General features: G+C 53.3%; 20 protein-coding genes and 1 pseudogene. 9 read left to right on the plus strand and 12 right to left on the minus strand.

What is annotated here, in order from left to right; translation table 11 throughout:
• Positions 1–10: 10 nt before the first annotated feature.
• The 3 genes from LX87_RS20890 to LX87_RS20900 are packed head-to-tail and all read right to left on the minus strand — an operon-like array spanning position 11 to position 2,457.
• The gene (locus tag LX87_RS20890) at positions 11–691 is read right to left on the minus strand and encodes a uracil-DNA glycosylase family protein (protein WP_111630214.1); all 681 of its coding nucleotides are present in this window, start codon (positions 689–691) and stop codon (positions 11–13) included.
• A 9-nt stretch (positions 692–700) separates the two neighbouring features.
• Positions 701–1,519: a serine hydrolase gene (locus LX87_RS20895; protein ID WP_111630215.1), complete on the minus strand. Its 819-nt coding sequence runs from the start codon at positions 1,517–1,519 to the stop codon at positions 701–703.
• Positions 1,516–2,457, minus strand: a complete 942-nt coding sequence (locus LX87_RS20900) for a 2-hydroxyacid dehydrogenase (protein ID WP_111630216.1) — start codon at positions 2,455–2,457, stop codon at positions 1,516–1,518. The genes LX87_RS20895 and LX87_RS20900 overlap by 4 nt, the downstream gene beginning before the upstream one ends.
• 136 nt (positions 2,458–2,593) lie before the next feature.
• Here LX87_RS20900 and pdxA point away from each other — a divergent pair, with 136 nt between their 5' ends.
• Together pdxA and LX87_RS20910 are read left to right on the plus strand one after the other, a co-directional pair.
• Positions 2,594–3,745 (plus strand): 4-hydroxythreonine-4-phosphate dehydrogenase PdxA, encoded by a 1,152-nt coding sequence (gene pdxA / locus LX87_RS20905; RefSeq protein WP_111630217.1) that lies wholly within the window; start codon positions 2,594–2,596, stop codon positions 3,743–3,745.
• 6 nt (positions 3,746–3,751) lie between these two features.
• Positions 3,752–4,642 carry a YicC/YloC family endoribonuclease gene (locus LX87_RS20910; protein WP_111630218.1) on the plus strand — a complete coding sequence of 297 codons (891 nt, stop codon included), beginning with the start codon at positions 3,752–3,754 and terminating at the stop codon, positions 4,640–4,642.
• A gap of 47 nt (positions 4,643–4,689) precedes the next feature.
• Here the strand turns inward: LX87_RS20910 and LX87_RS20915 are convergent, their stop codons facing one another.
• Positions 4,690–5,745 (minus strand): saccharopine dehydrogenase C-terminal domain-containing protein, encoded by a 1,056-nt coding sequence (locus LX87_RS20915; RefSeq protein WP_111630219.1) that lies wholly within the window; start codon positions 5,743–5,745, stop codon positions 4,690–4,692.
• A gap of 65 nt (positions 5,746–5,810) precedes the next feature.
• On the opposite strand from LX87_RS20915, the gene LX87_RS20920 reads away from it, so the two are divergent.
• Positions 5,811–6,410, plus strand: a complete 600-nt coding sequence (locus tag LX87_RS20920) for a DNA-3-methyladenine glycosylase (protein WP_111630220.1) — start codon at positions 5,811–5,813, stop codon at positions 6,408–6,410.
• Between the two features lie 24 nt (positions 6,411–6,434).
• Here LX87_RS20920 and LX87_RS20925 read toward each other — a convergent pair.
• Positions 6,435–8,248 (minus strand): annotated as a pseudogene (locus LX87_RS20925) (CocE/NonD family hydrolase).
• A gap of 246 nt (positions 8,249–8,494) precedes the next feature.
• Between LX87_RS20925 and LX87_RS20930 the strand changes: the two are divergent.
• On the plus strand, positions 8,495–10,873 hold the full coding sequence (locus tag LX87_RS20930; RefSeq protein ID WP_111630221.1) for a TonB-dependent receptor: 2,379 nt from the start codon (positions 8,495–8,497) through the stop codon (positions 10,871–10,873).
• Positions 10,874–10,915: 42 nt separating this feature from the next.
• Positions 10,916–12,082, plus strand: a complete 1,167-nt coding sequence (locus LX87_RS20935) for a PepSY-associated TM helix domain-containing protein (protein WP_111630222.1) — start codon at positions 10,916–10,918, stop codon at positions 12,080–12,082.
• Between the two features lie 89 nt (positions 12,083–12,171).
• Here the strand turns inward: LX87_RS20935 and LX87_RS20940 are convergent, their stop codons facing one another.
• Positions 12,172–13,803: a hypothetical protein gene (locus LX87_RS20940; RefSeq protein ID WP_111630223.1), complete on the minus strand. Its 1,632-nt coding sequence runs from the start codon at positions 13,801–13,803 to the stop codon at positions 12,172–12,174.
• A 57-nt stretch (positions 13,804–13,860) separates the two neighbouring features.
• Positions 13,861–14,568: a hypothetical protein gene (locus tag LX87_RS20945; protein WP_229310752.1), complete on the minus strand. Its 708-nt coding sequence runs from the start codon at positions 14,566–14,568 to the stop codon at positions 13,861–13,863.
• Positions 14,569–14,768: 200 nt separating this feature from the next.
• Here LX87_RS20945 and amaB point away from each other — a divergent pair, with 200 nt between their 5' ends.
• Positions 14,769–16,310: an L-piperidine-6-carboxylate dehydrogenase gene (amaB, locus tag LX87_RS20950; RefSeq protein ID WP_111630224.1), complete on the plus strand. Its 1,542-nt coding sequence runs from the start codon at positions 14,769–14,771 to the stop codon at positions 16,308–16,310.
• An 82-nt stretch (positions 16,311–16,392) separates the two neighbouring features.
• On the opposite strand, the gene LX87_RS20955 is transcribed toward amaB, so the two are convergent.
• Positions 16,393–17,358, minus strand: a complete 966-nt coding sequence (locus tag LX87_RS20955) for an aldose 1-epimerase (protein ID WP_111630225.1) — start codon at positions 17,356–17,358, stop codon at positions 16,393–16,395.
• A 304-nt stretch (positions 17,359–17,662) separates the two neighbouring features.
• On the opposite strand from LX87_RS20955, the gene LX87_RS20960 reads away from it, so the two are divergent.
• Positions 17,663–18,736, plus strand: a complete 1,074-nt coding sequence (locus LX87_RS20960) for an acyloxyacyl hydrolase (protein ID WP_170139411.1) — start codon at positions 17,663–17,665, stop codon at positions 18,734–18,736.
• Between the two features lie 141 nt (positions 18,737–18,877).
• Positions 18,878–19,711 (plus strand): hypothetical protein, encoded by an 834-nt coding sequence (locus tag LX87_RS20965; RefSeq protein WP_146624520.1) that lies wholly within the window; start codon positions 18,878–18,880, stop codon positions 19,709–19,711.
• 7 nt (positions 19,712–19,718) lie between these two features.
• Here the strand turns inward: LX87_RS20965 and LX87_RS20970 are convergent, their stop codons facing one another.
• From LX87_RS20970 to LX87_RS20985, 4 genes are all read right to left on the minus strand, one after another.
• A complete protein-coding gene (locus LX87_RS20970; protein WP_111630228.1) occupies positions 19,719–20,537 on the minus strand; it encodes a TIGR02757 family protein in 819 nt (272 codons plus the stop codon).
• A gap of 64 nt (positions 20,538–20,601) precedes the next feature.
• Positions 20,602–20,823: a hypothetical protein gene (locus LX87_RS20975; protein ID WP_111630229.1), complete on the minus strand. Its 222-nt coding sequence runs from the start codon at positions 20,821–20,823 to the stop codon at positions 20,602–20,604.
• 109 nt (positions 20,824–20,932) lie between these two features.
• A complete protein-coding gene (locus tag LX87_RS20980; RefSeq protein ID WP_111630230.1) occupies positions 20,933–21,988 on the minus strand; it encodes a LysM peptidoglycan-binding domain-containing protein in 1,056 nt (351 codons plus the stop codon).
• Positions 21,985–22,848 (minus strand): hypothetical protein, encoded by an 864-nt coding sequence (locus tag LX87_RS20985; RefSeq protein WP_111630231.1) that lies wholly within the window; start codon positions 22,846–22,848, stop codon positions 21,985–21,987. Before LX87_RS20985 ends, LX87_RS20980 begins: the two co-directional genes overlap by 4 nt.
• 95 nt (positions 22,849–22,943) lie before the next feature.
• Here LX87_RS20985 and kdsB point away from each other — a divergent pair, with 95 nt between their 5' ends.
• Positions 22,944–23,702: a 3-deoxy-manno-octulosonate cytidylyltransferase gene (gene kdsB, locus LX87_RS20990; protein ID WP_111630232.1), complete on the plus strand. Its 759-nt coding sequence runs from the start codon at positions 22,944–22,946 to the stop codon at positions 23,700–23,702.
• Positions 23,703–23,990: the final 288 nt, after the last annotated feature.

Consider the following 23,990-nt stretch of genomic DNA (forward strand, 5'->3'; position numbering starts at 1 on the left):
GCTTTTTGCGTTACAGGGAAACGCAGTCGGCCAGCGTCGTTACATACTTATCCACGTACGAATCGAGGTCCCGGCTGCGGTATTGCAGGATGTAGCGCGGGTGATCGAGGGTGACAATCTTGCCGAAAAAGCCGTGCTGCTGATTGAGTTTTTGCAGAAACGCTTCGTTTTTCCGCCCCAGGCAAACCACCACGTTCCGGTTGCAGCCAAACGCAATCTGCTGCCGAACCGACGCAATAATATCCGGCCAGAGCGTGGCCGTAGTGGCTTTATCGTCGTAAAAATTATAATTCTTACCCTCTTTGACTAACGCCAGCGGATAGAGTGAGCTAAGGAAAAACCGTCCGTAAAAAGCTTCAGCACCGCCAAAGGCTTCGACAATCTGGTAGATAAACCGGCTCGAAAGCTCCGGCGTAGGCGGCAGGTTGTTATCAATACCGCAATACCGTTTCAGATTCTGGGGCGTCGTAAATGAAATGCCCGTTACCCCGGCCCCAAACCGCCCGGGATTGATGCCCAGTACATATACCCGTGGGGTGGTGTCGCTGAAAAACTTGCCGTAAAATTCCCGGCAGATTTGGGCTACTTCCGGCTGGCGAAACGGATTCAGCACACCGACGCCGGGCGGCAGGTTCGTGGGGTCGGTCAGGTTGAGGTAATACGGGATGGCGCGGTCGGCGAAGGTTTCCATTTTACTAAATTACTGAAACTGGTTATAACAGATTTGAGCAATTTCGCCAATGATTCGCTCGGCGTCTTCGGTGGTGGTTCCCTGCACAAAAACCGACAGCAGGAACGGTTTCCGAACGTAAAAAATCCCGACATCGCCCCGCACGTACGTCAGTTCGCCGGTTTTGTGGGCAATAACCGCCGACGGGGGCAGAAACATCCGGAACGTTTTCTGGTCGCGGTTGCCTTTCAGAATCTCGATCATCTGATCGCAGAGGGCTGGCGTGGCCACTTCCTTGCGGTAAATTTTCCGGAGCAACGCGTTCATTTCGCGGGCCGTTACCCGGTTTTCGCGCCCCTGTTTCACCGCCATCGTATCCAGCATAACGCGGTTTAACTGGCTTCGCGTCAGTCCCAGCGACCGCATCCGCTGGTTGATATTATCCATGCCCAGTTCGCGGATCAGGATGTTGGTGGCGGTGTTGTCGCTGTGGGTCATCATCAGCGTCAGTACCTCGCGGTTGGTCAGTCGGCTCTGGTCGGGATACGTTTTCAATATACCCGAACCACCGGTTTTTTCGGCGTCTTGCAGGATATGAATTTTCTCCAGATCAAACTGCCCGGTTTTCACCTGCTCCATCGTTTCAACCATGATCGGTACTTTGATCACGCTGGCTGCGGGAGGACGTTCATCGGCCCGGTGGTAGAATTGCGTTTTTCCTTCCAGTTCTTCAACGGCCACGCTTACCTGAACGGTATCGGGAATTTTTTGCAGATACCCCTTCAAGTGGTGCGGCAGTTTTTGAGCCATTGCCAAAGCCGGTAAGAGCAGGAAAAGGAGAAACTTCATAGCACTTCTTTCAGTTGATTGACCAGCACTTCGTTGATCCGGACGTAGCTTTCGTGGGTCCAGCCCGCAACATGGGGCGTCAGCAGGACCTTGTCCGAGTTCCGCAGGTAGTCAAAAGCCGTTTGTTGCTCGGGCGTCAGTTTGGCAATTTTCTCATTTTCGAGCACATCCAGACAGGCCCCGCGCACCTTGCCGCTTTCCAGCCCGCGCACCAGCGCGGGCAGCGACACAATTTCTCCCCGGGCAATGTTGACCAGATAAAACGGTTTTTCGAACCGTTCAATAAATGTATCATCAACCATCAGCCGGGTTTCCGGCGTCAGCGGGAGGTGCAGGCTCAGTACATCGGCTTCTTCCATAATCTGCTCCAGTTTAGCCTCCTGAGCGTACGCACCGCCGTAATGGGTCAGGTATTTGTCGTAGCACAACACCCGGCAGCCAAAGCCGCTGAGCCGACGGGCGGTGGCCCGGCCGTTGTTTCCGAAACCGACGATGCCCACCGTCAGGCTGCCAAGTTCGTAGCCCCGGTTGCCCTCACGGTCCCAAATGCCCCGGCGCACTTCCCGGTCGCCTTTGGCAATGTTGGCCAGCAAACCCAGCAGCATTCCCACGGTATGTTCGGCAACGGCATCGCGGTTGCCTTCGCCCGCATGGAAAACCCGGATACCCCGGCGCTGGGCCGTTTCGAGATCGATGAGGTCCAGTCCGGCACCCGCCCGGCCAATAAACCGCAACTGGCTGGCTGCTTCCAGCACCTCGGCATCAACGGCTGTTTTGCTGCGGATAATCAGGCCCTCGTAGCCAGAAATCTGCTCAAGGAGCGCAATTCGGGAGATTTTGGGTTCATATTGATAGGTAAATCCGGCCTGCTCGAGCATCGAAAACAACGAAGGGTGCATCTCGTCGGCAATCAGGATTATGGGGCGATTCTGGGACATCCGTATGCTTTTTGTAACTTGCAAAGAAAATCAATCATGAACAGGAAGTGATGAACGCTAAAAACGGCTTTTTCGCTTTTGAAGCCATCTTTTTGACTTCTGTTCATGGAAACCAACGGCGAAACTACTAACTTAAATGGAACCGCGCCAATCGGAAAAAAATAACGAACGCCATCCGGAACCTCAGGTCCGTCGTCCCGTCATCGGTATCACCCTCGGCGATTATAACGGTATTGGCCCGGAAGTAATTCTGAAAGCCCTGCAACACAACCGTTTGCAAAAACTTTGTACGCCCGTTATCTACGGATCGATGAAGGTCCTGAACCGGTACCGGAATATCCTGCAACAAAGCGGATTGTCGTTGAAAGACTGGAACCTGAACGGGATTCAGCACGTAGGACAGGCCAATCCTAAACTAACGAACGTCATCACCTGCTGGAGCGAACAGGGCGGTCAGGACCGGCAGAATCAGGAAGTGCAGCCGGGAAAAGTGACGCCCGAAGCCGGACAGGCTGCGCTGGCGTGTTTGCAGCGGGCTACAGAAGACCTCAAAGCGGGTCACCTGGATGCCATCGTAACGGCTCCCATCAACAAGTACAACATTCAAACTGAAACCTTCAAATTTCCGGGTCATACCGAATATTTCGCCGAAGCCTTTGGCGTAAAGGACAACCTGATGTTTCTGGTGAGCGACGTGCTGCGGGTTGGAGTGGTAACGGGCCACATTCCGCTGGGGCGCGTTCGGTCGAACATCACCAAAGAGAAGGTTCTGCAGAAACTGCAACTCATGCACCAGTCGCTGCAGGGCGATTTCGGAATTCAGAAACCGCGTATTGCGGTGCTGGGCCTGAATCCGCACGCGGGTGAGGAGGGCTTGCTGGGGAATGAAGAACAGGAAGTGCTCAAACCGCTGATTCAGGAGTTACGCAACAAAGGGCAGTTGATTTACGGGCCGTTTGCGGCCGACGGCTTTTTCGGAACCCGGTCGTACCAGAAATTTGATGCCGTGCTGGCGATGTACCACGATCAGGGGCTGATTCCGTTCAAGACCATCGCGTTCGACGAGGGCGTCAACTTCACGGCCGGAATGCCGGTTGTCCGTACGTCACCCGATCACGGTACGGCCTACGACATTGCCGGAAAAAATCAGGCCGACGAAACCTCCATGCTTCAGGCCATTTACCTGGCCTGTGATGTGTCGCGTTACCGGAAAGAAATGGCTGAAATCGAAGAGAATGCCCTGAGTAAGAAAACAATCAGTGGAAAAATAAGTGAGCAGTCTGCTTAATATACTATGCTAAAATCAATGACGGGCTTCGGCAGCGCCACGCAGGAAGCCAACGGACTGACGGTAACGGTTGAGGTCAAAACGCTGAATTCCAAATTTCTGGATATTTACTGCCGCCTTCCGCGGTCTTTTTCCGATAAAGAAGTTGAATTACGGAATCTGCTTACCCAGCGACTCGAGCGCGGTAAGGTGGAACTGTCACTGAACGTAACCCGGCTGACGGAGGTGCGCCCCGGTGTAACCGTCAACCGTCCGCTGGTGGAAGCCTACCTTCGGGACCTGCGCGAAACCTCGCAGGGGCTTTTGCTGGATGTGGCGGATAGCGATCTGTTCAGGCTGGCCCTGCAACAACCCAACGTGTTTAACTCCGAAGTGGTGGCCGCTTCGGATACCGCAACCAGCGACTGGGAACTGATTCTGCTGACCGTGCTGGAAGCCATCCGGAAATGCGACGAATTCCGGCAGCAGGAAGGAAACAGTCTGGAGGGCAAGTTTCGCGAATACATTCAGATCATTACCGATCGGCTGACCCTGATTGAAGTGCAGGACCAGAAGCGTATTCCCGCCGTTCGCGAACGGATTCGGACTATGGTGGCCGACCTGCTGGGCAGCGACGATTTCGATCAGAACCGGTTTGAGCAGGAATTGATCTACTATATTGAGAAGTTCGATATTTCGGAAGAAAAAGTCCGGCTCAAAAACCATTTAAGCTACTTCATGGAAGTGCTGGCTGCTGAGGAAGCGAACGGTAAAAAACTCAATTTCATCGCGCAGGAAATTGGCCGGGAAATCAACACCATCGGTTCCAAAGCCAACGATGCTTCTATTCAGCGGCTGGTGGTGCAGATGAAGGATGAACTGGAAAAAATCAAGGAGCAGACGCTGAATGTGATCTGACGGAAAAGAAGAGCGGCCCAGTCCACGGCTAAAACCGTGGATTGGGTTTAATTTTTAAAGAACGCCCCATTCTGCGTTTCCAGGAATAGGCCCAGCGGTATTTCCTCCTGCTTGATAAAGCCGTGCTGCGGCAGCAAACCGTCGGCCACCAGTTCCACCACGGCGGCTACCGAACCGGCGGTGGTCCAGGAGATGGCTCGCCAGGGCTGACCGTCGATGTCGCGCGGGTGATACGCCCGGAAAAATTCTTCCCGTTCGAGCACTGGCCCCTTCCAGCCTTCTACCACGGCGTAGACGTAGACCACATCGGCCTGCACGGGTGGTTTGGCTTCCGTCAGAATTTGCTCCAGAAGCACACGCTTGTCTTTCAGGATCAGCTCGTAGAGCAAAAATCGCATCAGTTTGGCGTGACCGGGATAGCGGATGGTTTTGTAATTGAGCGTATCGACCCGCCCGGCGTAGGTTTCGCACATGGTTCCCAGCCCGCCCGAGGTACTGAAGGCTTCAAATTCCTGCCCCTCAATGTTGATGACTTCAATCCCGTCGAGGGCCGGAACGGTTTTACAAACACCGTTTGCAATCACTTCGCAATCGTTCAGGTACTCGTTAATCACCCCGGCGGGCGACCACGTAAACGAATAACCGAGCAAACCGTTGGGATAGCGCGGCAGGGCGCCCACGCGCAACTCAATATCGCGGAGTCGGGTGAAGCGTTTGGCCAGATCGGCCCCAACAATCCCGATCAGTCCGGGAGCCAGCCCACATTGCGGAGCCATGACGGACCTGGCGGTTTGGGCCATTGTGCGGATGGCGGTGGTGGTGGGAACATCTTCGGTCAGGTCGAAATAATGAAGGCCCAGTTCCCAGGCGGTTTTGGCAATCGGCAGGTTGAGATTATAGGGCAGACACGACACCACGCCATCGAAGTCGGCCAGAACAAGCCGGAGCGTGGCTTCGTCGGTTACATCGCCCAGCACGACCGGGAAGGGGAGATCGCGGGACGGCTTGAATTTATCAAAACCCGTTACGGTGAAGCGTTTGTTGAGCAGAATTCCGACCAGCGAGCCGACTTTCCCCATCCCAACAACCAGTATCTTGTTCATAGGTATGTTGATAGGTTGATGAAAGAAAGATAGCAAGGTACTAAGTTTTTGCCCAAATTGGACCCATGAAACTTCCCGTTGAATTTTACCAGGAACACGACACCCTTACGTTAGCCCAGCGTCTGCTGGGTTGCGAACTCGTCCACGAAAGCCCGGATGGGACCACCGCCGGAATTATTGTGGAAACCGAAGCCTATCTGACCGGCGATCCGGCCTGCCACGCATACCGGCGCCAAACCGTCCGTAATGCGGCCATGTTCGGTCCGGCGGGAACGCTGTATGTGTACCTGATTTATGGCTACTATTACTGTCTGAACGTGGTGACCGGGCCGGAAGGAGTAGGGGAGGCCGTACTGATCCGGGCACTCGAACCCAGCGAGGGCATCGACGTAATGGCCCAACGACGCAACCTGGACCCGACTACCAAAGCGGGCCTGCGCGGACTAACCAGTGGACCCGGCAAGCTGGTGATTGCGATGGGCGTTTCGCGCGAACACAACTTTCTTTCGCTTACCGGACCGACCGCCGTTTCGCCCGTTTACATCCGCCCCCGCATCCTGGACGCTTTTGAGATGGTAACGACCACGCGCATCGGTATTACACAGGGAGCGGATTTGCCGTATCGGTTTTACGTGAAGGGAAACCGGTTTGTGAGTAAACCGTAAGCCACAAACCGGTTCCACATCTTTTTATTTTAACACCTGCACCTCAACGACGGAGTTGTTGTAAACCCGGTGGGTGGCTTTCTGAAAATCTTCGGCGTTGGCTTTGAAGATGTTATCGACGTATTTCTGCGGATTGCGGTCGATGAGCGGAAACCAGGTACTCTGCACCTGAATCATGACGCGGTGGCCTTTTTTGAACGTGTGCAGTACATCCTGCAACCGGAACGTAACGTCTGTAACGTCCCCGGGTTTAAACGGTTCGGGCTTCTCAAACGAGTTGCGAAACCGCCCCCGCATCGCTTCCGACCGTACCATCTGCTGGTAGTTGGCCAGCGAGATGTTCTTGTTGGGCATGTACGGATGATTTGGCTCATCGGGCGGGTACACGTCGATGAGTTTTACCACCCAGTCGGCGTCGGTGCCAGTTGTGCTGACTTTGAGTTTGGCCGTAATCTCGCCCCCCAGCGTCAGGTCTTCGGTGAGCGGATCGGTCTGAAACACCAGCACATCGGGCCGTTTACCGGCAAACCGCTGGTCTTCCGACATGTAGTTGAAAGGCGTAAAACTCGCCGTTGTCGAAAGATCTTCCGTATAGGGAACCGGTTTCAGCGGATCACTGATGAATTCCAGAAAGCCCTGACCGTCACCGGCCTGTTGAGTCAGTTGCCCTGAGTTGCTCAGGCTGAACGTCCGTGTCTGGGCGGCTGATGCGGGCCATTGGTCAAACGTTTTCCATTCCTTCCGGCCCGTATCGAACAGGTAGGCTTCCGGCAGGCCGGTTTTTCCGTCGCCGGGGCCTTTCAGGAAATGGTTGAAAAACCGGGCTTCAATATTCTTCTGGTAAAACGTTGCGATGCTGTCGCCGAAGTAAATGTTGCTGTGCAGCGTATGACCCGTTTCCTGCGACCATCTACCGTGCCCGAACGGTCCCATTACCAGCGTGTTATACGTTCCGGCATTGTTCTTTTCCAGCGTTTTATACACATTCAGCGGGCCGTACAAGTCTTCGGCATCAAACCAGCCGCCGACGGTCATTACGGCATGTTTGACATTTTTGAGGTGGGCAGAATGTTCCGTTTCTGCCAGAACTCATCGTAGTTGGGATGGTTGACGGTTTCCTGCCAGAAAAAGTTGTCTTTATAATACCGGTCAGCGTTTTTCAGCGGTCCCAGATCATACTGCCACTGATAACCGTCTTTGATGCCAGCGTTGAACATGGCCGGCATAAACCAGCTTTCGGCGGTGGGCTTCGGGTGTTGAATCCCAAATACCGGATACGCAAAGATATAAGCCTGAATAAACGCCCCGTTGTGGTGAAAATCGTCGAAAAAGAAGTCGGACACCGGCGCCTGGGGCGACGATGCTTTCAGGGCCGGATGGGCATCGACCGCACCGGCAACGGTATAAAAACCGGGGTAGGAGATCCCCCACTGACCCACCCGGCCGTTGTTGAACTTCACGTTTTTCAATAACCAGTCGATCGTGTCGTATGTATCCGAACTCTCATCCGGCGAACCGGCCGTGGATACCGTGGCGGGTCTGGCTTTCTTTTTGGCAGAAGCCGCTTGGGTAGAAGCCGCCCGCGCCGGATCGGGCAGGTTGGGCGTCATGTTGGTCCAGACCCCCTCACTCATGTACCGACCCCGTACGTCCTGGTAAACAAAAATGTATTTACCGCGCATCAGCGTAGCCGAGGGCCTCAGCCGATTCGGATACTGATCGGGTCCGTACGGCGCTACGCTGTAACACGTCCGTTGCATCAGAATGGGGTAGGTGGTGCTGGCCGATGCGTCTTTCGGAACATACACGGCGGTATGGAGTTTGGTGCCGTCGCGCATCGAAATCTGGTATTCGGTTTTCTGGTAATTCTGGCGGATAAATTCAGCATCCGGGTTTGGCTGCTGTGCGCGTACGGCAAAAGTCAGAAAAGCAAGGCAGAGGGCAAAAAGTCGGTTTTTCATGGGGTTAAAGCCGGTTTTTACCAAACATAATTAATTTTTTAGAGAAAAGATTTGGACGCAATCAACCGGAGTATACCTTTGCATTTATAATTAGTCTAAATAATATCTCTGAATACAGCCTACATGCACCGCTCTACTCGTAACGCACATTTATTACGGCCTTTTCTGGCCATTTTGATAAGCCTGCTCAGTATCTCAGCCTATGCACAAACGGCCGGTACGATCACCGGAAAAATAATTTCGCAGGACGGTAATCCGCTGACGCAGGTTAACATCCGGGTGGCCGGAACCCGGCTGGGAACCATCACCAACGAATCCGGGGAATACCAGATTAATAACGTACCGGCTGGTGAACACACCCTGATTATCAGCCGGATTGGTCACCAGCGCATTCGGCACACCCTTAGTGTTGCAGCCGGTCAGACGACGCAGGTATCCGATCTGACCATGAACGAAAACGCGGAACAACTTGAGGAAGTAGTGGTTGAAGGCAGAAATTCGTACAAAACCGATATTCCGTCGAACAGCCTGCGGCTGAAAACCCCGCTGCTCGAACTGCCGCAGAACATTCAGGTGGTAAGCCGTCAATTGCTGGCCGATCAGCAGATTTTTGACATGCTGGAAGGCGTTTCCCGCAACGTCAGTGGCGTTACCAAAAACGAGCATTGGGGCAACTACGCCAATATAAACATGCGCGGATCGCGCGTTTCGCCGTTCCGCAACGGGATAAACGTGACCGCTCCCTGGGGACCGCTGACCGAGGATATGTCGATGGTCGAACGGATTGAATTTGTCAAAGGACCAGCCGGTTTTATGATGGCCAACGGCGAACCCAGCGGTTTTTACAATGTCGTTACCAAAAAACCGACCGGCGTAACGAAAGGCGAAGCGACGCTGACGGTGGGTAGTTTTGATACCTACCGGGCCACGCTGGACCTGGACGGCAAACTGAGCCAGGACGGCCGGTTGTTATACCGCTTCAATGTGATGGGCCAATCCAAAGGCTCGTTCCGGGATTTTGAGTACAACAACCGCTACACAATTGCGCCGGTGCTGAAATACAAACTCAGTGACCGGACTTCGCTGACCGCCGAATACACGTACCAGTTTTCGCGGATGTCGGCGATTGGCTCGGCCTATGTTTTCTCAGCCAACGGTCTGGGCAGCCTGCCGCAAAATTCCACCATGGCGTCGGCCAACCTCGACCCGACCAACATCAAAGACCACAGCGCCTTTCTGTATCTGGAACACCAGATCAGCGACAACTGGAAGCTGACGGCGCAGATGTCGTACTTCAATTACAACCAGATCGGCTCTTCGCTCTGGGCGGATTCGGCCAAAGTAACGGGCGAAGTGTACCGGACGGTGGGCATCTGGGATGCTATCAATGAAAGTAAATTCGGACAGGTTTTTGTCAATGGAGAAGTAACCACCGGTCCGGTTGCGCACCGGATTCTGGGTGGTCTGGATCTGGGCACGAAGCGTTACATTGCCGACTTTAATACCAGTTTTCCGCAGTACGACAGCGCGTTTGTGTTCAATGCCAATACGCCGAATTATTACCTGCCTGCCCGGTTGCTTCCCCGGTTCGACCGGTCGCTCAGTTTGCTTCAGCGGGCCGGAACCAACGTCGTGACGCAATCCTACATCGGTTTGTACGTGCAGGACGAACTGCGTTTTCTGAACGACCGGGTTCGCTTAACATTGGCGGGCCGGCTGACCTCCGCCAAGGATAGCCAGTACGGTACGGGAACGAACGAAACCGTCTTTACCCCGCGCGTGGGGGCTAGTTTCTCCATCAACAAACAAACGTCGGTCTACGCGCTGTACGATCAGGCGTTTGTGCCGCAGGCCGGGGTAGACCGCAACGGACGGGCTTTCGATCCGATTACCGGTAATAACATGGAAGCGGGTTTGAAAAAAGACTGGGTCGATGGGCGCTGGAACACCACGGTTGCGGTCTACCAGATTACCAAAAACAACGTCTTAACCGCCGACCCGACCAACCCGAACTTCTCGACGCAACTGGGGCAAACGCAGTCCAGCGGAGTAGAATTTGATTTGCGGGGTGAAATTGTGCCGGGCCTGAATCTGGTGATGAACTACGCCTATACCAACGCCAAAATCAGCAAGGATACCCGCGAGGAAAACGTGGGAATGCCCGTGCCGGGTTTCAGCCGTCACGTGACCAATGCCTGGCTTTCGTACCGGCTGCGGCAGGGTGGTTTGCAGGGACTGGGGGTTTCGCTGGGGTATCAGTGGGAGCTTGACCGCTTCGGCTGGTTCAGCGACGTGACCTCCAAAGAACCTACCTTGCCCAACGTGTTCCGGGCCGACGGTTCGGTTTCGTGGAGCAACAGCCGCATGAGTGTGGCGCTGAACGTCAACAATATTTTCGATGTGGCCTCGTATGCGGGCGCTTATTATGCCTGGAGCAAGGCGTACTACTGGCAGTACGATCCCCCGCGTAATTTCCGGCTGAGCATCGGCTATCGGTTCTAATTTTCACAGGTTACTCACTTTTGTCAGCAAGCCGACTTGGGTATGACGGTAAAAAAAATGGTTGGAAAACTGCACCTCTGGCTCGGACTCACGTCCGGGCTGCTGGTGTTTATTGTGGCCATCACGGGCTGCATCCTGGCGTTTGAGCACGAAATCAAAAGCGTGATTCGCCCTTTTCAGTACGTCGAACCCGTTGCCAACGGTACGGTGCTGCCGCCTTCCCGGCTGAAAGCCATTGCGGAAAAACAGGTACCCGGCAAACCGGCCAAGGGCGTCAATTACGGCGAACTCGGTCATAGCGTCAACGTGCCGTTTTACGGTGTTGCGCCGGATTATTACTACCAGGTTTACCTCAACCCGTATACCGGCGAGGTGCTGAAGGTGGTGGATGAAGAGTCGGATTTCTTTCATTTCATTCTCCACGGGCATTATTACCTCTGGCTTCCCGAGGAGATCGGGCAGGCGGTGACCTCGTACGGAACGCTGGTTTTTGCCATGCTGCTGATTACCGGCATGGTGTTGTGGTGGCCCAAAAATCTAAATAAAACCAACCGAAATAAAAGCTTCAAGGTCAAGTGGAAAGCCCAGTGGCGTCGGGTCAATTACGATTTGCACAACGTGCCCGGTTTTTACGCCCTGTCGATTTCGGTCGTACTGGCCGTTACCGGAATGATTTTCGGAATTGACTGGCTTTCCAATTCGATTTACTGGGCGACTACGGGCGGAAAAACCTTGCCCGAATACCGTCAACCGCTTTCGGACTCGACGGCCACCCCGCAGTTTGCTGATCCGGTCGACCGGCTGTGGTACCGGTTTTATCCGACTAGGCCGGAAACCGCCAGTCTGTTTATCTCGACTCCCGAACTGGCTTCGGAGTCCATCATCGTGTCAATCAACCACCGCCCGGGCACTTACTACAAAACCGATTATTACAATTTCGATCAGTACACGCTTAAGGAGCTAAAGGGCGAAGGGCCGTATTTCGGGGTGTATGACAAAGCCGGTTTTGGTGACAAGCTCCGGCGGATGAATTATGACATTCACGTAGGTGCAATTTTAAGCCTGCCCGGCAAAATTCTGGCTTTCTGCGCCAGTCTGATCTGTGCTAGTTTGCCCGTTACCGGTTTTATTATCTGGTGGGGACGACGGAAAAAGAAAACGGCGAAACCGCAGCGCCGGGTTGCCATCCCCGAACAGGTCAGAGTTTAACCAACCGGTTTATAAACAGGAAAGTCCGCTGAGATTGAATCTCAGCGGACTTTCCTGTTTTAGTCAAAAAGAACCATTGGATGCTTCGCTTACGGCTTGCAATACGGTTTGCTCTCTTCGGCAGTTAATTTAATGGGCCAGTTGGTGCTGGTCACTTTGTAATTATTATACTCCAGGTCCAGGTGGTCGGGAGCAGAACCGGCCCGCAAATCGTAGGCTTTGTTCAGTTCCACCAATACTTTCGTGCTGAGTGTTGGCCACCGCAGCGTCGGAAGGTCTTTCCAGTCGTCCTGACTTCCGGAGGCCCGGTATTGGGCGTACAGCACCTTAAAGGGCAGTTTATCCGGATCAACACTCTGGTTTCCACAATTGAAGACCAGCGAAATGGTTACTTCCTTACGGTTATCGGGCGCCGGTTTGGGGAGCGGAGTAAAAGGAACCGCTTTTACGTCAAAAAGCACTTCCGTGTTTGAACACGCGTCGATTTCGGGGGAGACATACATCTTGCTTTCCTTGTCGTACAACCGGAGCCGTACCTTCATATCTTTCTTTAAATTAGTGACCCGAACGGACGTTCCATCGTTGATGGACCGCCAGAAACTCACGTCACCGCCCGCGCGCTGCACCACATTGCCCGTCTGATCAATCACTTCAAACCGGTATTCCGGGCTACGGCCCGAATATTCGCCGGTATATTTACTGCTGAATTTAAACGTAGGACCTTCTTCACAGACTTCTTCCGTAAAAGCCGCTACCCAGAGCGAAAGGTGACTGATCGAGGCTACGTATTCCAGACTGCCGCTGGCACTGCGCTGAACCTTGCCGGGTTGTTCCTGCGTCCAGCGGTTGGTTACTTCGTCGAAGCTGAACAACGGAATCGCGTCGCCCACCTGAATGGCTTTTCCCGTTCTGGGGTTCTTCATCTGCGTATTGAGGGCAAACGCAATCTGGATCGGTTTGGAAAACGTTTTGGCCAACTGGTACGCATCGTTGTAAACCGTGATGTAGACCCCACCGGCAACCGCCAGAATCTGCTGATTGCCGACATACGCCCCGGCGGGCGTCGATGCGTTGATAATTCCTTTTCCGGGCATATCGGCGGCTGCTTTGGCCGTCGTGCTGTTGTTGATCGGGTCCGCCGTGATGGTCAGCGAGCCACCTACCGGATTCCCGGCTATATCTCTGATTTCGCTACCCTGCGGCACCGAAATCGTGGCCTGGCTGACGTTGGCCTGGGTTTTGGTCTGAACGGTTGCCGTTGTTTGCACCGTACCGTTGTCGTTTCCTTTAAACGATTGTTGAGCCGGTAGGTTATTTCCCTGTTTGCTGAGCAGGGGGATGGTCAGGTTGCGCTGCTTTGTATTTTCGAGTTGAACCGGCTGGATGTTGTCAACCAGTTTGTCGGACAGCGCCACCACATTGAAGCGAACCGGAGCAGAAGCCGACGGCGTAGTGGAAGGAGCCAGGCAAAGAAATAACTTGCCGTCCGACGTCAGTTTGAACTTCCGAGTGTTGAGCGTCGTAACCACTTTTTCGGCGTCCGGACCGGCAATTTTTATCGTTAACTGGTCCGGCGTCAGTCCGGCCGGGATGTTGTATTTAACCTGCACAGCAACCGCCAGCGGATCTTTAAATTTCAGTTCGACATTTTCGACGGGGTTGCGGCAGGCGTCCAGGAAGGCAGCAACCAGCACAAAAACAATGGATAAAAAGCGTTTCATAAAGACTAATTCAGGTGTTACTAGATGCACCGGCGGATGGAAAAGCCGGTTGGTGATTTACTTACCACGGAAAAGACCGTAGGTGACTAAAAATTGAAGAGAAGGAAGAAAACGGTAGTTTCTGAGATTATTCTGGATTACCGGGATTTGTTCGTCGATGGTTGTCGTTTCCAGGAAACCCGTGTAGTGCAGATCGACCGTCGGAGAGCCCAGGTAATAACAGCCCAGTTCCACGGCAAACCCCAGCCGACGGACGGGCGTAGAACGGCCATAACCCAGCCCGGCATAGCCTAACACATTGCGCCAGCGCACGTTGGCGTGAATGACGCCGACATTTTCTTCCGAAATCTGCAACCCGCCAAACTTCACATCTCCCTCAGCGATGAGGTTGGCTTTTAAATCGGGACGCCAGGTGTAACCGGCCCCGCCGGTCAGAAAAAACGGGTTGGTTTTAAACGGATGCCATTTCACGGAGGCCAGGGCAATGCCCATGACCAGATCGGGCGTAATATGCAGCTTACCTTCCCCGGCTTTTACCTGGAAAGGCTGATTGTAAGCAAAGTAGCTGACGCCAACCCGACCAACCAGCCGCGAATCCGGCGTTAATACGCGGGCCAACTGAATACCGGCACCCGTTGTACCAAGCTGTAAGCCAACCGAATAGGGGGCAGAAGGGGCGCTACGTTTCAAATCCGACTGGGCCGAAACCCGCAAGGATATGAAACCAAGAAGGGTGAAAAAGAGGAAAGTAAATTGTTTGTTCATAATGTATATTTCGCTAATTAACAGGTTGGCAGGTAGGTACTAGTTAATTATCGGACGATAGCAGTAACAAACAAAAATGGTACCAGTAATTTACATAAAATAGTTTATCATGGTGTCGGGAATATTTGTAATAATTTTGCGGCCAAATCAATCTGAAATCGTTTCTAACGCATTTCAATCGATCAAATAAAAGTAACAGTATGCAACAATTCCTTCAAAAACTGAAAACTCAGCCGGTGATGTCGGGCACCAGTACGGGGCAGGCATTCTGGCACGCTACGGCGGCTGATGAAACAGATTCGCTGCTCGATTCGTATTCGCCTGTGGATGGTCAATTGATGGCCCGTGTGCATCCGACGGTTCGCGAAGATTATGACAAAGTGGTTGAAACGGCCCGGGCGGCTTTTCTGAAATGGCGGGCAGTTCCGGCTCCCCGTCGGGGCGAAATTGTCCGGCAGATGGGGGAGCAGTTCCGCCAGTATAAAAAAGAGCTGGGTACCCTGGTCAGCTACGAAATGGGCAAGTCGTTGCAGGAGGGCATGGGCGAGGTGCAGGAAATGATTGACATCTGTGACTTTGCCGTTGGGCAGTCGCGCCAGCTTTACGGCTTCACCATGCATAGCGAGCGGCCCGATCACCGGATGTACGAGCAGTGGCATCCGCTGGGGGTAGTCGGTATTATTACGGCCTTCAATTTTCCGGTGGCGGTCTGGTCATGGAACGCCATGCTGGCCTGGGTATGCGGCAACGTCTGCATCTGGAAACCGTCGGAAAAAACGCCCCTGACGGCGCTGGCCTGTCAGCAAATTATTAAAGAAGTGCTCGAACAAAACGACGTGCCGGAGGGCGTTTCGTGCCTGATTACGGGTGGCCGTGAAGCCGGTACGTGGCTGGCCGAAGACCCGCGCATTGCTCTGGTGTCGGCCACGGGCTCAACCCGGATGGGCAAAGCCGTTGCGCAAACCGTATCGGCCCGGCTCGGACGGTATTTGCTCGAACTCGGCGGCAACAACGCCATCATTGTGACGCCACACGCTGATCTGAACATCGCCGTTCCGGCCATTGTTTTTGGAGCCGTTGGCACCGCCGGGCAGCGTTGTACCTCCACGCGTCGGCTGATTATTCAGGAGTCCATTTACGAAGATGTGAAAAACCGGCTGGTGAAAGCCTACGGTCAGCTTCGCATCGGCAATCCGCTGGACGAAAAGAACCATGTTGGGCCGCTGATCGATCAGGCGGCTGTGGCGGCTTATCAAACGGCGTTGTTTCACGTTAAGGAGCAGGGCGGCCGGTTGCTCCTGGATGGGGAAGTGCTCGAAGGACCCGGTTTTGAATCGGGCTGCTACGTTCGGCCCGCCATTGCCGAGATGCCCGCCCAAAGCGCCATTGTGCAGCACGAAACGTTTGCGCCGATTCTGTATTTGCTAAAATACCGTACGCTAGAGGAAGCCATCGAACTGCAAAACGGCGTACCGCAGGGGCTGTCGTCGGCTATTTTTACGCTAAATCTGCGCGAAGCCGAACAATTTCTATCTACCGGCGGATCGGACTGCGGCATTGCTAACGTCAACATCGGTACATCGGGCGCCGAAATCGGCGGGGCATTCGGTGGCGAAAAAGAAACGGGCGGAGGCCGCGAATCCGGCTCCGATGCCTGGAAAGCCTACATGCGCCGACAAACCAACACCATCAATTACGGCACCTCACTGCCCCTCGCCCAGGGAATCAAATTTGAATTATGAATTAAGAGTGATGAGTTAAGAGTTGGCTTCGCCACTTTATAGGAAACGGCGAAGCCAACTCTTAACTCATCATTCTTAACTCTTAACTGACTGAAACCCGGATGGTTCCTCGGGTTGTTTCGTTGGGCGCCAGCTTAATCAGCCCCTGTTCGTTGTTGAAGGCGTTGACATTGCTGATTAACGGTTCGATGGCAATCTTGTCGCGGGCAACGGCGGTGAAAACCACCAGGTAATTAAACTTCTGCGGCCCGGTTTCCTGCCAGATGTTCAGAGCCAGGTTTTGCCGGGCCGACCGCAATACCGTCGTGGCTCCTTCACCGGTCTGATCCTCAACGACAAATGCCGCGTCCAGCACCCGGTCGCGCAGGGCTACTTCTCCTTTTTCAATAAGCAGCTCGTCACCCGTAGGCAGCAGATTATCGTCGAGCCGTATCTGCCGGACGCCGGGTAACTCAATCGTCAGTTCATCGATCGGTTCTTCGTTCAGCGTAAAATACGGGTGCCACCCAAAACTGACCGGCGCCGACCGATGACCGGTATTTTTTACCTCGTACGTTACTGATAAGCCCGTTACCGATAACGTATACGTAATCCGGAAGTCGAACTGAAACGGGTAACCGGGGTAGGAACCGTCGTGGATGTACCCCAGCGTAAGGGATGCTTCTGTGTCGCTGATTTGCTGACCGACCAGTTCAAACGGTTTACCGGCCACAAAACCGTGGATGGCGTGGTCCTGCTTGGCCTCATTCATCGGCAGGGTAAATGTCTCACCTTCAAAGGAATAAATGCCGTGTCGAATCCGGCTCGGAAACGGAAACAGCAGGGCATTTGAATAGCCTTCGTCGGCCATCAGTGCCTGTTGTGATTGCGGACCTTTGATTAAGGACACCCGTTTCGGTTCGTGCTCAGAGCCCGGATGGCGCAAAACCAACTGCCGGACCACGGCTCCGTAGGCGGGTAAAATACTGACAAACTCTTCGGTTTCCGGATTTTGTATAAAGTATTCGGTGAGTTCACCAAAGGGCTGATGGAGGATTTCAAAAGGCATTGTTCAATTATTTAGGGTGTTAAAAGGGGCGTGTTTGCACTAAAAAGACAACATCCTGAGTCTGGTAACTGTTTGACACAGCGCTGGAAAGTAAGAATACTTTGGCAAAAAGTAACGGCGGGGCGGTCGATCCACTGAGAAAAAGTAAACAGAATTTAAGAGGACTGATGCGGGTTTTCTGCGCAATTAGCACATTATTTGTTGTAACTATAAGTCACCAGACGGTGGCTAAATAATTGTTTCATACTGCGTAATGCGTTATTTGTAAGACATGAATAAAGCTCTATTGTATACTTTTTTTTTATTGACAATAAACCTTACTGGCCCGGCGCTTGGACAGGAGACAAATGATACCCTGGCTCCTCAGCGGCAAGTTGGCTTTGCCTGGCAGCAGGGAATTTCGAAGTCAAATCAGGTGGTTCCGGCTTCCCGGCAAACTCCCATCGGCCTGGAACTGACGTATAGCCAGATGAGTCTGCGTCGGCGGGCGTGGGAAAACTGCCGGTGTTTTGCGCAGGTGGGGGGCTATGTCAATTACATTACCTTCCGCAATCCGGTTCCGCTGGGGCGCACGGCGGGTGCGGGCCTGTTTTTTGAACCGTTGATCAACTACTCCCGGCGACTTTATTATTCGGTTCGCGTACTGGCCGGGCTTACCTATCTGACCCGTGTTTACGATCCCGTCCGCAATCCGACCAACGACCATTTCAGTATGCCCGTCAGCGCCCTGATTGGCACCGGTTTTACGGCGCATTACCGGCTTACCAACCAATGGAATCTGACGCTCGGCGCTATTTACAACCACATTTCAAACGCCGGAACGCGATTGCCCAACCAGGGGATGAATATTCCGACCGTAGCCTTTGGCGCACAGTACCGGGTGCAACCGGTAGTTTTTCCAGATACGCGAGAGTGGGGCCGGGCACCGTTGGGCCGACGCTGGATGAGCCGGGTCCTGCTGATGGGGTCCATCCGGGTGTTGCCCAAAACCGATAAAAAGCCCGAAATGGCGTTGCCGGTATTTGGAATCAATGTGGTGGGGGGCTATCGCGTTACCCGAAACCATGCTTTTTCGGCAGGATTTGAATTGGTTGACGACCGTTATTTCAAGGAGCAGGTTATCACCTGGACGAGGGGCCGCGTCACGGATGCGCGCCAGGGCACCGTGCTGGCCGGGTACGAATACTGGCAGGGTCGTTTCATTTTTACGGCGCATCACGGCTGGAATCTCATTCGTCCCCAGTGGTATAAGCCTGCTACGTACCAGCGTTATAATCTGCTCTACCAGTTCCCAAGCCGCATTACAGCGGGAATGAGCGTAAAGGCTTACGGCGATAACACCAAAGGCTTCAGTGTGATGGCGGGCTATACCTTATAACCGAAGCAGCCAGAGCGCAAGGTGACGTAAAATCGGGATGGCAATTTGGGAGCAAAATGTAAGGAATCATAGTGACTTCTGAAGCCGGTCTACGTATAAGTAGGTAACGTCTTTTCCTTATCACCTTACTTGATCATCACCGTGTTTGCATCCAAAGAAGTTCTGTCGCTCGATGAAGTATACAAAGCGCAAAATGAGCTCAACCGTATCAAACAGTCTTTGCTGCGTGAGGCTTTATTTGGGGAAGGTAAAATGCCGTCTGAAATGGTAGAAAGCCGCGAACGGCTGCATAATTTTCTCTATTTTCAACTATCGATGTCAGCCCGGCTTATCAGGGTGTATGACTTTGTAGGCCAGCCGTTTTACCGGCCTTCCGCCGAGTTGTCCGCCGTTGAGATTACTCGGGAAGTAGACCGGCTTCTGTTGTTGCTGGCTCAGCACGGTATCGAAATCACCATTTCAGACCCCCATGCTAATGCCGACGATCGGAAGTTATATTCGTTTATTACTGAAGTCGTTTTTCCAAAAGAAGTCAGAGACATTCGCCTGCCGGGGATTTGTTACAGCATCGATTACAATTACTACTGCCCGGACCACACACACGCCTGTATTTTTGTCGTCGATGAATTGATAACGGGTTTATTTGCATCGGATTATAAACATTTCGAAGTGTGTCTGGCCGAGCATTTTTTCATTAACAACGATCCCCGCGAAGATTTATATACGTATGTGGCAGCAGGTTTTAATGCGTATAAACGGTACCTGAAAGACTACCAACTGGTTGGCTGGACGGTTGAAAGCGTCGATCTGGACGAAGCGCAACGGAAGGGCGTGGTGCACCTGGAACTGCACTATGGTCTGGAAAGACATTCGGAACCGCTCATCAGCCAGAAAGGACAGGTTGTGTGTTACGGTCAGGAGAATAACTGGTGGTTTATTCACCGCATCGACTGGCCGGGCTTACTTCTGGAATGAGCGGTTTTTACATTTCCCCCTCAACGCCCAACCCGAATAAGGCGAAATCATATTTCACCGGGTCGGTCGGGTCAAACTGTTTTAGGGTTTTGGTTAACTCCAGAGCGGCTTTCCAGTCGGTTTGCGGACGGTTTAGCAGCCCCAGCTTACGGGCTACGCGTCCGACATGGACATCAATGGGTATCACCAGTTGAGCCGGTGTGATGCGGTTCCAAAGGCCGAAATCAACACCCCGGTCGTCGTGCCGAACCATCCAGCGCAGAAACATATTCAACCGTTTGCAGGACGAATTGCGATCGGGTGAGGAAACGTGTTTGCGGGTGCGTTCCGGAAAAAACGGGTCGTCGCAAAACCGGTTGTGAAAAGCCGTCAGAAATGCGCCTTCGGACCCAGGGGCAAACCCGTCCCGTTCCTGATGACCCAATTCGCACGGACCAGCCTCGGTGGAAAGGTGGAAGGGAACAAAAGCGTCCTCCAGCGTTTCGTGCTGCTGATAATAGGTATGAAAAAAGTGAAGGAAATAAAGCGTATCCGTGGCGTTGAACGTCCGGTGTTTGAACGCTAAAAACCGTTTGAGGTCGGATTCCTGATGGTTCAGAACAAAATCGTAGGGTGCCCCATCCATGAGTTCAACCAGTTCGCTGGCCTTTTTCAGAATAACCGGCCGTTGCCCCCAGGCCAGCACAGCCGCCCAAAATCCCATAATCTCGATATCCTGCTTTCGGCTAAACCGGTGCGGAATGCTGATCGGGTCTTTTTCAATAAATGAGGGCTGATTATACTGCTCGACCTTCCGGTCTAGTAACTCCTGGACTGAATCGTACATGCGAATGGAAAACCGCGCCGGGATTGGTCGGCGGGTTGAACGAAGAAACGGTTTTGGAGGGAGATCAGCGGCTTTTACCGCCACTCAATACCCAGACAATCCCCTGTGAAATCTTGGAAAATACGGAAACAATAACCGAAAAGATGGCGGTAAACGTGGCAATTATAGGGTAAGAAACCGTAAAAACCGCACTGAAGACTTTATAACCCGTAGTGGTTTTCATTTTTTCATCCCGTTCCCGGTGCCGACGGGCGATTCGCTCGGCTTTTTGTTCTGGAGTAAGCATAGTTAACAGTAACGTCGAATAAACTAATTTGGATGGTTAAACGGTTGGAATGCGTAAATTGTTGGATGGCTTAAAACGTTGATGCTCACTAGCACTTGCGTAGCCATTTTTAAGGCAATAAATAACTGACCTCAGCACGAAAACGTCGATCAACGGGAGAAAGTTTCTCAAAGGCGCGGGCCGAGATCTTTACAATCACTTTATCGTTGACGCTGGTGTCGGGCAACCGGCCAATTACTTTCACCCAGATCGACTGCTGGTTCATGTCGTTCCGGACAAGAATCAGCGTCCCGATGGGGGCAGTACGGTGTAAGGCCAGGTATTTGTTTGAGTTACCGGACTGATCAATGACCTCGGCCAGACCGATCTCCGACATACGACGTGCGTTCCCGCCCGGATTCGGAAGCGGACCGGAATCGCCGGGACGAATGATGCGCGGTTCCGACGGCTCCGAACTGGTGGGTTCGGCCGGGGTGCGCTCGGCTTCGGTGGGGCGGGGGGCTTCTTCACGCGGGGCCGACGGCAAGGGGCGCGGAGTAGCCGTCGGGCGTTCGGTCTTGGGAGAGTCGTTGCGCGACGTTCGGGTGGCTTCGGCCACCGGTTCTGTGCGGTGCGGGGTTGCGGGCTTGGCGAGCGGTTCACGAACGCGCCAGGCTTTTTCGGATACAATCAGGGCCTGACCGCTGACAATATTGTCGGAGGATAGATTGTTCCATCGGCGTACGTCATCCATCGAAACCCCGTAGCGGGTGGCCAGGCTGTATAGCGTTTGCCCCGGTTCGACCTGATGAATACCGCTGTTGGCTTCTTTGGCGGTTTCCGTTTTTACCTCATGCTCTTCGCGTTGCTGTTCCTTCTCCTCTTTCTTTATGGCCTTGGCAACGGCTTTTTCCTGCTTCCGTGACAGATTGCTGGCCGGAACCCGGACTACCTGATCAAAGCGAACGTTGTCCGACATGCCGGGGTTGGCTTCCCGAATCGCGTGGATGGTGGTCTTGTATTTCCGAACCAGCGAAAACAGCGTCTGGCCCTGCTCGACCCGGTGCAGGACGTATAATTTCCCCTCTTTCTTCTCCATCCCGAGCGAATCGGGCAGGATGGCGTGCGCTTGCGTAACAATACTGGTCAGACAGCCAGCTAGGAACAGCGGCATCAGTCGCTTCATGGCGTTGGTATCAAAAAATAACTGGTAATGGAATTCGATGCAGGTTGAACGATAATCTGGTTTTGCCAAACGCAGAAAGAGCCATTCCCGAACCACGGCGAAGCGTTCGATTCGGCGGGTGGCCGGGTGGTGTTGGGCGCCTGACCGGTGTGCTGGTGTAACCAGATCGTTTGTTGGCGGTCGATAATCAACAGAGATGAACGGAGCTGCTCGTTTGTTTCACGATAATAATACGAAAAAATCAGTTTGTCGCCAACTTCCAGGTAATCGATTGAGTCGATGGCTTGTTGATGGGCCAATTTTGTGATAAATCGGTCAAGAACCGGCCACCAGGTGCTGGCCGTCGTGTAGGAAACGGGAAAACGCAACCGCGAATTGTGGGCAAAAGCCGGTTTTTCGGCAGACTCGGCCGGTTCGCCGTCGGTCAGTCGTAAAGCAATGCCGGGGAGCGAACCCGTATCCGTCAGGGAAGCCCGCCGGGCCCAGACCCATTCCGAACTGGCCCCCATCAGCACATGCTGCGACCATTCCCAACGCGATTGGCCGGTTTGCAGATCGACATTTCCCAGGGCCGTAGGACCCGGTAAACGGGTGTTGTCGAACCGGTGATAAAGCGCCTGACCGTTCCAGATTCCAATCAGCGATGAATGAAAAGGTAGCGCGGGCTGTACGTCCGAACGAATAATACCGTCTGGCAGGCTGGCGGTCACCAGCTTCAGGGTTTGGGTGTCCCGGCTTCGTAACTCGGCCACCAGAAGGCCCGGCGCTGAATCAATCTGCTCAAAAACCAACCGCCAGATCGGTTCCGGAAACTGTAGCTGGAAGGCAAAAGGCAACTGATTGGTGATGAAGTCGGTCATTGGGTCGGGGCGTTATTGTAACAATCCGAACCCCGATGGGCTGGTGGTAAGCCGAGTTCGGAGTATCTTGCGCCAAAATTACCGAAAAGCAACGAATGAATATCCTCGGAATTATCCCGGCCCGTTTTGCGTCCAGCCGTTTCCCGGCTAAAGCCCTGGCCGATATTGACGGAAAAACCATGATTCAGCGCGTTATGGAGCAGTCGCGGAAGGCCGAATCGCTCAGTCGGGTGGTGGTGGCTACCGATCATGAAGCCATTGCTGATCACGTTCGCTCGTTTGGCGGAGACGTTATCATGACCTCCGAAAATCACCAGAGCGGTACCGACCGTTGCTTTGAAGCCATGCAGGCGGTTGGGGGAGAGGTTGATTATGTCATTAATATTCAAGGGGATGAGCCCTTTATCAAACCCGAACAGATTAACCTGCTGGCATCCGTTCTTGACGGAACGACCGAGCTGGCAACCCTGGTCAAACGAATCGATGACCAAACGGTTTTATTCAACACAAGCACGCCCAAGGTAGTGCTGAATAGCCGGAGCGAAGCGTTGTACTTCAGTCGGCAGACGCTGCCGTTTCTGCGCGAACGCAAACCCGAGGAGTGGTTGCAGCACCATGTTTTTTACAAACACATTGGCATTTACGCTTACCGGGCCGACATTCTGGCCCAGATCACGCAGTTGCCGCCGTCGCTGCTGGAAAAGGCCGAAGCTCTCGAGCAACTTCGCTGGCTCGAAAACGGATACCGGATTCGGTGCGTCGTTACGGAACTGGATAGCTACGGTATTGATACGCCGGAAGATCTGGAGCGGCTGGAGCGTCACTTTTCCAATACCGGACCTGACAAGACCTAATCCATACGATTGATTTTTTGGCTACGTCTACTCGCTTCTTTAGCTTGCTGTCGTAGAAGCAGGTAGCCGGTTTTGGCCGTACTCTTTCGTCCCGTATGGTTTCTAAGACGGGGCATGACCGAATACTTGCTTTTTATGTCTATGGTATGATTCGTGCGTAGGGCTATGCAGTTATAATTGTTGATAATTGAATCGCCCTGTTCGCACCTTGTGTCAGGGCGATTTTGTTTTATAGAGTCAGTCATCTGACAAACGCTCCGGGTCGGACGACTCCATTTATTTCGTTAT

It is taken from the genome of Larkinella arboricola (assembly GCF_003259745.1).
GTDB lineage: Bacteria > Bacteroidota > Bacteroidia > Cytophagales > Spirosomataceae > Larkinella > Larkinella arboricola.